At 72.4% G+C, this 11,596-nt stretch carries 14 protein-coding genes and 1 riboswitch; of the genes, 7 read left to right on the plus strand and 7 right to left on the minus strand.

The window, feature by feature from the left end:
• Nucleotides 1-33: 33 nt before the first annotated feature.
• From QOM21_RS04165 to QOM21_RS04175, 3 genes are all read left to right on the plus strand, one after another.
• Nucleotides 34-669: an ATP-dependent Clp protease proteolytic subunit gene (locus tag QOM21_RS04165; RefSeq protein WP_407548268.1), complete on the plus strand. Its 636-nt coding sequence runs from the start codon at nucleotides 34-36 to the stop codon at nucleotides 667-669.
• Between the two features lie 6 nt (nucleotides 670-675).
• Nucleotides 676-984, plus strand: coding sequence for a hypothetical protein (locus tag QOM21_RS04170; protein ID WP_407548270.1), 309 nt, complete (start codon nucleotides 676-678; stop codon nucleotides 982-984).
• Between the two features lie 401 nt (nucleotides 985-1,385).
• Nucleotides 1,386-1,551, plus strand: a riboswitch (cyclic di-AMP (ydaO/yuaA leader).
• A gap of 3 nt (nucleotides 1,552-1,554) precedes the next feature.
• Nucleotides 1,555-2,028: a C40 family peptidase gene (locus QOM21_RS04175; protein ID WP_407548272.1), complete on the plus strand. Its 474-nt coding sequence runs from the start codon at nucleotides 1,555-1,557 to the stop codon at nucleotides 2,026-2,028.
• A gap of 68 nt (nucleotides 2,029-2,096) precedes the next feature.
• Here QOM21_RS04175 and QOM21_RS04180 read toward each other — a convergent pair whose 3' ends face one another.
• Nucleotides 2,097-2,771 carry a LysE family translocator gene (locus QOM21_RS04180; RefSeq protein ID WP_407548274.1) on the minus strand — a complete coding sequence of 225 codons (675 nt, stop codon included), beginning with the start codon at nucleotides 2,769-2,771 and terminating at the stop codon, nucleotides 2,097-2,099.
• A gap of 72 nt (nucleotides 2,772-2,843) precedes the next feature.
• On the opposite strand from QOM21_RS04180, the gene QOM21_RS04185 reads away from it, so the two are divergent.
• Nucleotides 2,844-3,782: a LysR family transcriptional regulator gene (locus tag QOM21_RS04185; RefSeq protein WP_407548276.1), complete on the plus strand. Its 939-nt coding sequence runs from the start codon at nucleotides 2,844-2,846 to the stop codon at nucleotides 3,780-3,782.
• A 12-nt stretch (nucleotides 3,783-3,794) separates the two neighbouring features.
• Here the strand turns inward: QOM21_RS04185 and QOM21_RS04190 are convergent, their stop codons facing one another.
• Together QOM21_RS04190 and QOM21_RS04195 are read right to left on the minus strand one after the other, a co-directional pair.
• On the minus strand, nucleotides 3,795-4,223 hold the full coding sequence (locus QOM21_RS04190; protein WP_407548278.1) for an ATP-binding protein: 429 nt from the start codon (nucleotides 4,221-4,223) through the stop codon (nucleotides 3,795-3,797).
• A 373-nt stretch (nucleotides 4,224-4,596) separates the two neighbouring features.
• Nucleotides 4,597-5,826 carry an 8-amino-7-oxononanoate synthase gene (locus QOM21_RS04195; protein ID WP_407548280.1) on the minus strand — a complete coding sequence of 410 codons (1,230 nt, stop codon included), beginning with the start codon at nucleotides 5,824-5,826 and terminating at the stop codon, nucleotides 4,597-4,599.
• Between the two features lie 145 nt (nucleotides 5,827-5,971).
• Between QOM21_RS04195 and bioB the strand changes: the two genes are divergently transcribed.
• The 3 genes from bioB (at nucleotide 5,972) to bioD (ending at nucleotide 9,230) form a co-directional block, all read left to right on the plus strand.
• Complete coding sequence (gene bioB / locus QOM21_RS04200; protein WP_407548282.1) at nucleotides 5,972-7,129, plus strand: biotin synthase BioB; 1,158 nt, start codon at nucleotides 5,972-5,974, stop codon at nucleotides 7,127-7,129.
• Nucleotides 7,122-8,426, plus strand: a complete 1,305-nt coding sequence (locus QOM21_RS04205) for an adenosylmethionine--8-amino-7-oxononanoate transaminase (RefSeq protein ID WP_407548284.1) — start codon at nucleotides 7,122-7,124, stop codon at nucleotides 8,424-8,426. The genes bioB and QOM21_RS04205 overlap by 8 nt, the downstream gene beginning before the upstream one ends.
• Before the next feature lie 102 nt (nucleotides 8,427-8,528).
• Complete coding sequence (bioD, locus tag QOM21_RS04210; RefSeq protein ID WP_407548286.1) at nucleotides 8,529-9,230, plus strand: dethiobiotin synthase; 702 nt, start codon at nucleotides 8,529-8,531, stop codon at nucleotides 9,228-9,230.
• 77 nt (nucleotides 9,231-9,307) lie between these two features.
• Here the strand turns inward: bioD and QOM21_RS04215 are convergent, their stop codons facing one another.
• The 4 genes from QOM21_RS04215 to QOM21_RS04230 all read right to left on the minus strand — a co-directional run bounded on the left by QOM21_RS04215 (nucleotide 9,308) and on the right by QOM21_RS04230 (nucleotide 11,584).
• On the minus strand, nucleotides 9,308-9,856 hold the full coding sequence (locus QOM21_RS04215; protein WP_407548288.1) for a hypothetical protein: 549 nt from the start codon (nucleotides 9,854-9,856) through the stop codon (nucleotides 9,308-9,310).
• Nucleotides 9,857-9,990: 134 nt separating this feature from the next.
• The gene (locus tag QOM21_RS04220; protein WP_393897267.1) at nucleotides 9,991-10,362 is read right to left on the minus strand and encodes a fic family toxin-antitoxin system, toxin component; all 372 of its coding nucleotides are present in this window, start codon (nucleotides 10,360-10,362) and stop codon (nucleotides 9,991-9,993) included.
• The gene (locus QOM21_RS04225; RefSeq protein WP_407548290.1) at nucleotides 10,359-10,625 is read right to left on the minus strand and encodes a hypothetical protein; all 267 of its coding nucleotides are present in this window, start codon (nucleotides 10,623-10,625) and stop codon (nucleotides 10,359-10,361) included. Before QOM21_RS04225 ends, QOM21_RS04220 begins: the two co-directional genes overlap by 4 nt.
• Nucleotides 10,626-10,648: 23 nt before the next feature.
• Nucleotides 10,649-11,584 (minus strand): LysR family transcriptional regulator, encoded by a 936-nt coding sequence (locus QOM21_RS04230; protein ID WP_407548291.1) that lies wholly within the window; start codon nucleotides 11,582-11,584, stop codon nucleotides 10,649-10,651.
• Nucleotides 11,585-11,596 lie beyond the last annotated feature (12 nt).

Genomic DNA, 11,596 nt, shown 5'->3' on the forward strand with positions numbered 1-11,596 from the left:
CTGTACATTTTTTACGGAAGAGAAGGAGCAGACATGCTGCGACCGACGGCCCGCTATGTCCTTCCGGAGTTCACCGAACGCACCTCCGCCGGAACCCGCACCCTCGACCCGTACTCCAAGCTGCTCGACGAACGCATCGTCTTCCTGGGCACTCCGGTCGACGACGCCTCCGCCAACGACGTCATGGCGCAGTTGATGCATCTCGAACACGCCGCGCCGGAGCAGGACATCTCGCTCTACATCAACTCCCCCGGCGGCTCCTTCACCGCGATGACCGCCATCTACGACACGATGCAGTTCGTCTCCTGCGACATCGAGACCGTGTGCCTGGGGCAGGCCGCCTCCGCCGCCGCGGTATTGCTTGCCGCCGGCGCCCCCGGCAAGCGTCTGGCGCTGCCCGGCGCCCGGGTGCTGATCCATCAGCCGGCGTTCAGCGAGCCGGTCCAGGGGCAGGCGACCGACCTCCGGATCCAGGCGGATGAACTGCTGCGCACCCGCGACCTGCTGGAGGAGATGCTGGCGCGGCACACCGGGCAGCCGCGGACGCGGATCGCCGCGGACATCGAACGCGACAAGATCTTCGACGCCCCGGCCGCCGTGGAATACGGCCTGATCGACGCCCTCACCCGCAACCGCAAGCAGTCGTCCGCCCCTCTCGGCGCACGGTGAGCGGTCGTGCTCCCACCCGAACTCCCTCCACTGCCCGCGCTGACACGGGCCGAGGGTGAACTGATCGACCGGTACCTGGAGGTCGTGGACCTGCTGGGCCGCATCAACCCGGCGCGCGGCGACTCCACCTACAGCGGCCTGCGCGCCGCCCAGGCGCTGGTCGGCAAGAGCGCCGAACTGCGGGACGCGCTCACCCTGATGCACCAGCGCGGGGAGAGCGAACTGCATCAGGAGACGCTCACCCGGGCGCTGCGCGTCCTGGACGGCGAGCGACGCGCACGACTCGTCACCGTGCCGCCGCCACCCCCTTCTTGACGCGAACGGCCCCTCTTCCGGCGTTCGCAGCTCCCCCCTCCGACGACGGCCGGGCCCTCCTGTGACGTGTGCAGGACGCCGTCGGCGCGACACGTGCCGGTCTCGGCTCGCACGTACGGCTCAGCGTCGACACCTCTCGCGGGGAGGCGACGAATTGCGCCGGGCACCGCCTCCTTGCAGCGGCGCTCGGCGCTTTCCCCTGGTCCCGCCCCTGCCGGCCGCCACGACACTCCCGACAAACACACCTAAATAACCATTTAGCCGGTATGTGGCGAATGTCACATACGGCATTTTCAACTCGGAATTCTGCCGGTGGATGCGTGACGATCCCTTCGACGACAAGACCCCGCCACAGTGACGGGGCGGTTCGGGCGGGCGCCTAATCCTGCCGCCGTCCGGATGTCCGGTCGACGCTGCTTGGATCGGCAGGAGCGGAGGACCCGAGCACGACGGGGTCCCGGCCATCACGGCCGCGGATCCCTTGGGGTGAAGCCGTACGCACGGCCGGGCATCTTCGCCTGCCCGAACCCGACAGGTCTTCCTTCGCAGGCGGCTGACGAAGGGTTGCGCATGAACATGCGCAGGAATGGATCGAACCTGCCGGTACGTGCCGGCATCATCTGCGCCCTTGCTCTGATCACCGTCGGAGGAACGACGCTGGTACCAGGAGCGGCCGAGGACGCCGCGGCCGCGCAACGCTCCACAAAAGCGTTGCGCGTCGCCGCCTCGAAGCAGGGGTCCCCCTACCAGTACGGCGCTCAAGGTCCCTACCGCTTCGACTGCTCGGGCCTGACGCGCTATTCGTTCAAGCGTGCGGGCAAGGCCCTGCCCCGTACCGCCGCGGAGCAGTACCGCCACACCGAGCGGGTCCCCGCGGGCGTCCGCAGAACCGGTGACCTGGTCTTCTTCCACTCCTCACGGGGCATCTACCACGTCGGCATCTACGCGGGCCGCGGCAGGATCTGGCACGCCCCCAAGGCAGGGGCCGTGGTACGGCTGGAGAAGATCTGGAGCCGCGCCGTCCGGTATGGGCGGGTGGGCTGACCTCGGCCGATACACGACAGAGGGTCAACTGTCGATGGCCGACGGGCAGGTGATCGGCTGATGCGCCGTCAGGCGGCCAGCGCCACCTCGACGAGCAGGATGCCGCCCAACGCGGTCAGCAGCGCTCCCGTGGCGACCTCCAGGGCGCGCGTCACCCGCGGACGGCGCAGCCAGCTGCCGAGGCGGTCGACGAGCAGTGCCACGGCCGGGAACCACACCAGCGCGAGGCCGACGACCATGGTCGCGAGCAGCAGGGTGCGGGGCAGGGCCGGTTCGCCCGCGGGAACGAACTGCGGGAGCAGGCTGAGGAACAGCACGGGCGCCTTCGGATTGAGGGCGTTCGTCAGGAAGCCCTGGCGCAGGCTGCGCACGGTGCCGGGGCGGGCAGCCGTGCCCCGGGCTGCCTCCTCGGTCGCAGCCGGGTCCGCCGAAGCGCCCGCCTCGCCTGCCCCGGCGGGACGGCGGAAGGCCGCCACGAGCGCGCGGGCACCCAGATAGAGCAGGTAGCCGCCGCCGAGGAGCTGAACGGACTCGAAGAGCGCGGGAACGGCGACGAGCACCGCCGCGAGTCCGGCCACCGCGAGCGTGGTGTGCACCAGCAGCCCGCCCGCGACTCCGACCGCGGTCGCCACCCCCGCCCGGCGCGAGGCGAGTGCGTTGCGCACCACGACCGCGAAGTCCGCGCCCGGCATGGCGACCATGCCCGCGGCGACGCCGGTGAAGGTGATCAGCTGTCCGTCCATGGTGCCAGCTTCACCCGTCCGGGCCTTTAATAGGTATTGGCAATCTTCTCTGCCTGCCTTAAGAGGTTCTTTATGTACGACCCGACGCGGCTGGCCGCGCTGGTGGCGGTGGCGGAAGCCGGTTCGATCACCGGGGCGGCCGCCCGCCTCGGCTACACCGCGCCCGCTCTCTCCCAGCAGCTCGCCAAGCTGGAGCGGGAGGCGGGTGCGGCGCTGCTGGTGCGCCACCACCGCGGGGCGCGGCTGACCGCGGCCGGCGAGCTGCTGCTCGTACGGGCCCGGCGGGTGCTCGACGAGCTGGATCTGGCGCGGCACGAGCTGGCCCGGCTGACGGGGCTTTCCGGCGGCCGACTGCGGATCGGCACGTTCATGACGGCGGGCACGCATCTGCTGCCGCCCGCGCTCAGCTCCTTCCGGCGCGCCCACCCCGATGTGGAGCTGAGCGTCACGGAGTATCTGCCGCCCCAGGGGATGGCGGCGGTGGCGCTCGGCGAGGTGGATCTGGCGCTGACGCACGCGTATGTGCCGGGCGATCCGATGCCGGCGCCGGACGGCGTGAGCCTGGAGCCGCTGCTGACCGAGGAGCTGGTGCTCGTCACCGCGCCCGGCCATGCGCTGTCGTCCGCCACCGGGCGGCTGCCGCTGGCCGAGCTGGCCGGGCAGCCGCTGGTCAGCATGGCGCCGGCCAACCCCAACCGGCGCGGGGTCGAGGCGGCTCTGTTGGCGGCCGGGGCGAGCGTCGCGGTGCGCTGCGAGTCGCCCAGCTATGCGGTGGTGTGCGCGCTGGTGAGCGCGGGCCTGGGGGTCGCGGTGGTGCCGGAGATGATGGCGGCCGGTTCGGTGACTCCGCTGGGGGTCCGCCGGCTGGAGCCCGCCGACCTGCGGCGCACGATCTCGGCGGCCTACCGGACCGGCGGCGGCGCACCGGCCGCGGACACCCTGCGGGCGTTGCTGCGCGGGGCCTTCACCCGGCATTCGGGGGCTCCCGCGCAGGCCGCGCCGCCGTCCTGAGGGGATGGCTCCTCAGGCGACGGCGACCGTCCACGGCATGCTGATCCACACGGTCTTGCCGCCGGATTCGGTGGGCACGACCGTGAGCCTGCCGCCCGCCTCCGCGGCGAGGTAGCGGATGATGACCAAGCCGCGGCCGTTGTCCTGCTGTACCGCGGCCGGCAGACGGCGCGGCCGGCGAGGATGACTGTCGGTGACACCGACGCGCAGTCGTTCGTCGCGGTCCAGCCGCATCTCGACGGTGAACGTCGGCGACTGGCCGAAGGTGTGCTGAACGGCGTTGGTCGCCAGTTCGGAGACGATCAGGCGGACGGAGTCGGCGATCACCGCGTCGGCGGGGACTCCCCATCCGGCGAGCACTTCCAGGACGAATCCGCGGGCGGCGGTGACCGAGGCCGGGTCGCTCGGCAGGGTCAGTGAGGATTCCTGGTGGTCTGCCATGCGCGACGCCGTCCTTCTTCCCACCGAGGCCCGGCTCCGGCGCACCGGCCGGGGAGCCGGGATGCCCACCGGGATACCGATGGGCCTCGGGCTGCTGCTTGCGACAGCCTGCCATCCGCCATGGGGTGCAGTGGGCGATCCACCAAGATCTGGATATATCTGTCGCTCGAAGCAGTGAACTCTGCTAAGTGAGAACGTATTTGAGCGACATGACGGGGCTTCAGCACACCCTCTTCCGCCCCCCCCCGGGCGGTCGCCGACCAGCGACGGAGCCGGCAGCACCCGCCGCGCTCGCACGCCGGACCGCCGCGCGGGGGAAGGTGGCACCGTGGGGCGGTTCACCTCGCCACGGCGCTTCGGGCCCGGTCCTCGCTCAGGCGACCGGAGCGGTCGCCACGATCGTGTCGACCGCCCTGGTGATCTGTGCGTCCGTCAGGTCGCCACGGGCGGTGAGCCGGAGGCGGGAGATCCCGTCGGGCACGGACGGCGGGCGGAAGCAGCCGACCGCGAGTCCGGCCGCGCGGCAGTCCGCCGCCCACCGGACCGCCAGTTCCGGCGAAGGAGCCCGTACGGAGACCACCGCGGCGTCCGGCCGTACGGCCGCGAGCCCGGCCGCGGTGAGCCGTCCGTGCAGCTCCGCGGCGACCTGCCCGGCGCGGGCGGCGCGGCCCGGCTCGCGGCGCAGCAGCTGCAGTGCGGCGAGGGCGCCGCCGACTGCCGCCGGTGCCAGTCCGGTGTCGAAGATGAACGACCGGGCGGTGTTGACCAGATGCTCGATGACCCGGGCGGGGCCGAGGACCGCGCCGCCCTGGGAGCCGAGCGACTTGGAGAGCGTCACCGTGGCGACCACATCGGCGTCGCCCGCGAGCCCGGCGGCGGCCGCCGCGCCCCGGCCGCCCTCGCCCAGCACTCCCAGTCCGTGCGCGTCGTCGACGAGAAGACCGGCGCCGTACGTCCGGCATGCCTCCGCGAGCCCCGGCAGCGGTGCGGCGTCGCCGTCGACGGAGAACACCGAGTCGGTGATCGCCAGGGCCCTGCCGTCGTGGCCGGCCAGGGCGGCCCGAACGGCCTGCGGATCGGCGTGCGGGACGACGGTGGTGCGGGCGCGGGAGAGCCGGCAGCCGTCGATGAGAGAGGCGTGATTGCCGGCGTCGGAGACGAGCAGGGCGCCGGGGCCGCTGAGGGCGGTGACGGCGGCGAGGTTCGCGGCGTAACCGGAGGAAAGGACCAGGGCCGCCTCGAACCCGCAGAAATCGGCGAGTTCCCTCTCCAGTCGGGCGTGCAGCTCGGTGCTGCCGGTGACCAGTCGGGAGCCGGTGGCGCCGGCGCCCCAGAGCCGCGCCGCGCGGGCGGCGCCGTCCGTGATCTCGGGGTGCCGGGCGAGCCCGAGGTAGTCGTTGCTCGCCAGGTCGAGCAGCGGGGAGTCGGCGGGGCGGGGCCGCAGGGTGCGGACGAGCCCGGCGCGCCGGCGTTCGTCGCGCGCCGCGTCGATCCAGTCGAAGGTCGCGTCGCCCGCCGGCCGCGGGTCCGGGACGGACAACACTTCGGCGGGTGCGGCCGGCGCGGTGTGGCGCGGCAGCGGCGGCGCGGAATCCTGCGGCATCGTCGTCCTTCTCGATTGTCGGCTGTCGATAGACGTTAGCGGTCGTTCCGCCCGCACACGGTGTGGCGATACACACACCCCGATCGGCCCTCGTTGTGGGAATCCTCCTTGGCCGGGGGCGGTGGCGTACGTCAGGATCAACGCCATGGACCTGCTGAACACACTGGTGGACAAGGGACTGCGGCGCGAGTTGCCGACCCGCGAAGAGGCACTCGCCGTGCTGGCGACCTCCGATGACGAACTGCTCGATGTGGTGGCCGCGGCCGGGAAGGTTCGCCGCCAGTGGTTCGGGCGGCGGGTCAAGCTCAACTACCTCGTCAACCTCAAGTCGGGCCTGTGCCCCGAGGACTGCTCGTACTGCTCGCAGCGCCTGGGCTCCAAGGCCGAGATCCTCAAGTACACCTGGCTCAAGCCCGACGACGCCTCCAAGGCGGCCGCCGCCGGGGTGGCCGGCGGCGCCAAGCGGGTGTGCCTGGTGGCCAGTGGCCGCGGGCCCACCGACAAGGACGTCGACCGCGTCTCGGAGACCATCTCGGCCATCAAGGAGCAGAACGAGGGCGTCGAGGTGTGCGCCTGTCTCGGGCTGCTCTCCGACGGCCAGGCCGGCCGGCTGCGCGACGCGGGCGCGGACGCGTACAACCACAACCTCAATACCTCGGAAGCCACATACGGCGACATCTGCACCACTCACGACTTCTCCGACCGGGTCTCCACCGTCCAGCAGGCCCAGGCGGCCGGCATGTCGGCGTGCTCCGGGCTGATCGCCGGGATGGGCGAGAGCGACGCCGACCTCGTCGATGTCGTCTACGCGCTGCGTGACCTCGACCCCGACTCGGTGCCCGTCAACTTCCTGATCCCGTTCGAGGGCACCCCGCTCGCCAAGGAGTGGAACCTCACCCCCCAGCGCGCGCTGCGCATCCTCGCGATGGTCCGGTTCGTCTGCCCGGACGTCGAGGTACGCCTGGCCGGCGGACGCGAGGTGCACCTCCGCAGCATGCAGCCGCTCGCCCTGCACCTGGTCAACTCCATCTTCCTCGGCGACTACCTGACCAGCGAGGGCCAGGCCGGCAAGGACGACCTCGCGATGATCGCGGACGCCGGTTTCGAGGTCGAGGGAACGGACACCACCACCCTGCCGGAGCACCGCACGTGCGCCGAGGCGGAGGCCCCGGCCGAGGCCGGCCAGGACATCCCGGCCGCCGAAGCCACCGCGACCGTGCCCGCGCCCGTCGACGAGACCCGCCGGGACCTGGTCTCGGTGCGCCGCCGCGGCGCCGGCACCGACCTCCCGCCCAATGCCTGAGCCGCTCACTCCCGACGCACTGCTCGCGCTCGACCGGCAGCATGTCTGGCATCCGTACGGGCCGATGCCCGGCCGCGCCGAACCGCTGCTGGTCGAGTCGGCGTCCGGCGTACGCCTGCGGCTGGCCCAACCGGTCGAGGGCAGCACCGAGTTGGTGGACGGCATGTCGTCCTGGTGGTCGGCGGTGCACGGCTACAACCACCCGGTGCTCAACGACGCCGCGCGCGGCCAGCTGGACCGGATGAGCCATGTGATGTTCGGCGGGCTCACCCACGAGCCCGCCGTACGGCTGGCGAAGCGCCTGGTCGACATCACCCCCGAGCCGCTCCAGCACGTCTTCCTCGCCGACTCCGGTTCGGTGTCGGTCGAGGTCGCCGTCAAGATGTGCCTGCAGTACTGGCGCTCGCTGGGACAGCCGCGCAAGCAGCGGCTGTTGACCTGGCGGGGCGGCTACCACGGCGACACCTGGCAGCCGATGTCGGTCTGCGACCCCGAGGGCGGGATGCACGAGCTGTGGCAGGGGGTGCTGCCGCGCCAGATCTTCGCGGACGCGCCGCCGGCCGGCTTCGACGCCGCGCCCGACGAAGCGTATGCGGCGCACCTGCGCGAGCTGGTCGCCCGGCACGCCGAGGAGCTGGCCGCGGTGATCGTCGAGCCCGTGGTGCAGGGCGCGGGCGGTATGTCCTTCCACTCCCCCGCGTATCTGCGGGTACTGCGGGAGGCGTGCGACGACCACGGCGTGCTGCTCGTCTTCGACGAGATCGCGACCGGGTTCGGCCGCACCGGCGCGCTGTTCGCCGCCGAACACGCCGGCGTCGCACCCGACGTCATGTGCCTGGGCAAGGCCCTGACCGGCGGTTATCTCACGCTGGCGGCGACGCTGTGCACCGCGGCCGTCGCGGACGGCATCTCGCGGGGTGAGCTGCCGGTGCTGGCGCACGGGCCCACCTTCATGGGCAATCCGCTCGCCGCGGCCGTGGCCGACGCCTCGATCGATCTGCTCCTGTCCCAGGACTGGGCGCAGGAGGTCAAGCGGATCGAGGGCGGTCTGCGGACCGGCCTTGCCGCCGCGCGGGACCTCCCCGGCGTACGCGACGTCCGTGTGCTCGGCGCGATCGGCGTGGTCCAGCTGGACCACGAGGTCGACATGGCGGCCGCGACCCGGGCGGCGGTCCGGGAGGGCGTCTGGCTGCGCCCGTTCCGGGATCTGCTGTACACCATGCCGCCGTACATCACCGGCGACCACGACGTGGCACGCATCTGCGCCGCGGTGTGCGCCGCCGCCCGCGAGGGCTGAGCACGGAGTGTCCGGGGCGGGCCGGTCCGGTCCGCCCCCTTCACCATCACAGGTCCACATCTTTTGACGCGCCGTATCGGGCGCGGAGTTCGGAGGCACACCATGTCGGTGCTGTTCGTGACGGGCACGGGCACGGAGATCGGCAAGACCGTCGCCACGGCCGCCATCGCCGCGGCGGCGCTCGCCCGGGGCCGTTCGGTCGCGGTGCTCAAGCCGGCGCAGACCGGGGTCGGTGCGCGGGAGCCGGGCGACGCGGCGGAGGTCCAGCGGCTGGCCGGTCCGGTCACCACCGCCGAACTCGCCCGTTACCCGGAGCCGTTGGCGCCCGCGACCGCCGCACGCCGGGCGGGCCTGCCGCCGGTGCTGCCGCACGACATCGCGGAGGCCGCGGCCAAGCTCGACGCCTCGCACGACCTGGTGCTGGTCGAGGGCGCGGGCGGCCTGCTCGTGCGCTTCGACGCGGACGGCCACACCCTCGCCGACGCCGCCCGGCTCGCGGACGCTCCCGTCCTGGTGGTCGCCCAGGCCGGTCTCGGCACCCTCAACGCCACCGCGCTGACCGCTCTCGCGCTGCGCTCGTACGGCCTCCGCTCACCCGGCGTCGTCGTCGGCAGCTGGCCCGCCGCGCCGGATCTGGCGGCCCGCTGCAACCTCGCGGAGTTCGCGGACATAGCGGGCGCGCCGCTCCTGGGCCTGGTACCGGAGGGCTCGGGCGCGCTGCCGCCGAGCACCTTCCGCGCCACGGCCCCCGACTGGCTGGCCGAAGAACTCGGCGGCACGGGAGCCTTCGGCATTCCGGGCTGACGCCCGACGCGGGTGCCGCCGTCAGCGGCGGCCGTACGCAGAGGGCATGAACAGGACGGCGGCCGCGGCGGGCGGCGTCAGGTCCTCGCGACCAGTGTGGAGTAAGCCCACTCCAGGCCCTGCGTGTACCCGGTCCCCAACTCGACGTAGACATGGCCGCCGGCCGCACACGCTTCACGCAGGGCAGCGCTCTGGTCCCTGACCCACGCGGCGATCTCCCCGTAGGTGGCGTCATCGGCTCCCTCGAGCCAGTCCGGGGCGGCCCGCAGGTGTTCGGGGGTCAGCTTCGTGTTTCCGAGGAACACGGCGGTCAGGGGCAGCCCGAGACCGGCGGCGGCCGTGGCCGCCGCCGGTGTGACGATGTCGCCCTCGACCACGTAGCCGTCTTCGGGGTCGGAGTCATCGAGAGCCTCCGCAGCCGCGCGGATGAACTCGACCAGGAACGGCTGGGCGGGCACGGCCTTGTCCGGATGCGTGCCATGCCGCACGCCGTGCTCAGGGGCAGCGCGCTGCAGCATCGACACCAGAGCGTCGGTCGGGCATCCCGGGAGGCCCGCTCGGTCCAGCAGCATCCACGCGAGGGTGCTCTTGCCCACCCGTGGCGGGCCACCGATCAGGTAGATCACCTGAAGACCGTATCTCGGGCGACGAGTTGGGTCGCCGGAATATCACCGGAGATCATCACGGACGCCGGGCCGCGCCCCGCTCCGTGAGCCGCGCGGAGGCGGGCGCGGAGTCGTGAGGCGCGGGGCCTGCGGCGTCAGACCGTCCAGGTGCGCAATTCCTCCGCGATGGCGTGGACATCGGCCTCGCCTTCCTTGACGAGGCGGGCGAGGTCGCGGACCTGCTCGGGCGAGGTGGCGATCTTCAGCCCGCTCGCGACGAGGTAGCCGTAGGCCACGGCGGTGGCGAACATCGCGTTCGAGCGCTCCAGGGCCGGTACCCGGAGCAGCAGTTGGAGGAGCGCCGCGGCGCGGTCCTGGGGCTCGGTGTAGACGGGTACGCCGAATATCTCCGCTTCGTGGCGGCCCACGGCGGCCACCAGCGCGCCCCAGTCGGTGACCTGGGGGTCTCCGGGGGTGTGGTGTTCGGCGATCAGAAGGAGCCAGGCGAGATCGATGCGCAGTGTCACGTGGTGCCCGGCTGTCCTTCCCGGTCCGTGGGGGCGGCTCGGCCGCCGCCCGGATCCGCACCGAATTCCTCGGCGAAGACCCGTTCGTACTGCTTCATGAAGTCGGAGGCGGCCTCGACGAAGGTCTGGCCGACCTCTCCTGCGTCCTTCAGGACGAGCTCCTCGATATAGCGGTTCACGCTGACTCCCCGCTGCAGGGCGCGCTCCCGCGCCGTCTCGGCGGTGGCTTCGTCCACACGGACGTTCAACTGTGTCTTCGCCACCCCTCCACGCTAGCGCGCAATCGCTAGCACCGGCAAGCGCCACCGTCCGCTTCATCCCTTTCGCCCGGCCAGTGCCGCAGCCCGCGCAGCAGGTCGAGAAAGGCACGCTCCGCGGGCGAGAGCAGACGGTCCCGGCGACGCACGAGGCTGATGGGGCGGGGCTGCGGGGCCGGTGCGGCGGGCAGGGTCAGCAGGGTCCCGGCCCGCACCTCGTGGACCACGGCGTGCTCGGAGATCAGGGCGAGGCCCATACCCGCGGCCACACACTGCTTGACCGCCTCGGGACCCCAGATGTCTGCCCGCGACGCACCCGCGAGGCCCCAGTCCGCCAGCACCTGTTCCTGCAGCTCACGCGTCTGCGAGCCGGGCTCGCGCAACAGGAACCGGGCGCCGCCGAGGTCGTCCGGGCCGATCGTGGCGCGCTCGGCGAGCGGGTGCCCCGGGGCGGCGATCAGGACCAGCCGCTCGTCCAGGACGGATTCGACGACGAACCGGTCGCCGTGCGGCGAGCCGGCCACCACCGCGACGCCGATACCGCCGCCGAGCAGCTGTTCCTGCACGGTCTCGTAGTTGCCGACGAAGACATCGCAGTCGATCCCCGGATACCGGCGCTGGTAGCGGGCCAGCAGTGCCGGCAGGAGGTAGGTCCCGACGGTGGTGGAGCCGCCGATCAGCAGCCGGCCGGCGACCAGGCCGCCGACCTGCTGGACGGCGGCGACGGCCTCTTCGGCGAGCAGGAAGACCCGCTTGCCGTACTCGGCCAGGACCTCCCCCTCGGCGGTCGGTCTGGCGCGGGTGCCGGAGCGGTCGATGAGGGTGACCCGCAGCGACTGCTCCAGCCTGCGCACCTGGTTGGAGACCGAGGGCTGGCTCATGTACAGCTTCTGCGCCGCCGCGGAGAAGCCCTGGTGCTCGACGACCTGCATGAAGATCCACAGTCGGTGGAGGTTGAGTTCCACGGCCCTCCCGCG

Origin of the sequence: Streptomyces sp. Pv4-95, assembly GCF_045782725.1 — a bacterium.
Taxonomy (GTDB): Bacteria; Actinomycetota; Actinomycetes; order Streptomycetales; family Streptomycetaceae; genus Streptomyces.

Excerpts from the sequence above, each read along its gene's own strand:
- QOM21_RS04165 (WP_407548268.1), top strand. The coding sequence starts at position 34 with ATGCTGCGACCGACGGCCCGCTATGTCCTTCCGGAGTTCACCGAACGC.
- QOM21_RS04175 (WP_407548272.1), top strand. The coding sequence starts at position 1,555 with ATGAACATGCGCAGGAATGGATCGAACCTGCCGGTACGTGCCGGCATC.
- QOM21_RS04180 (WP_407548274.1), bottom strand. The coding sequence starts at position 2,771 with ATGGACGGACAGCTGATCACCTTCACCGGCGTCGCCGCGGGCATGGTC.
- QOM21_RS04185 (WP_407548276.1), top strand. The coding sequence starts at position 2,844 with ATGTACGACCCGACGCGGCTGGCCGCGCTGGTGGCGGTGGCGGAAGCC.
- QOM21_RS04190 (WP_407548278.1), bottom strand. The coding sequence starts at position 4,223 with ATGGCAGACCACCAGGAATCCTCACTGACCCTGCCGAGCGACCCGGCC.
- QOM21_RS04195 (WP_407548280.1), bottom strand. The coding sequence starts at position 5,826 with ATGCCGCAGGATTCCGCGCCGCCGCTGCCGCGCCACACCGCGCCGGCC.
- bioB (WP_407548282.1), top strand. The coding sequence starts at position 5,972 with ATGGACCTGCTGAACACACTGGTGGACAAGGGACTGCGGCGCGAGTTG.
- QOM21_RS04205 (WP_407548284.1), top strand. The coding sequence starts at position 7,122 with ATGCCTGAGCCGCTCACTCCCGACGCACTGCTCGCGCTCGACCGGCAG.
- bioD (WP_407548286.1), top strand. The coding sequence starts at position 8,529 with ATGTCGGTGCTGTTCGTGACGGGCACGGGCACGGAGATCGGCAAGACC.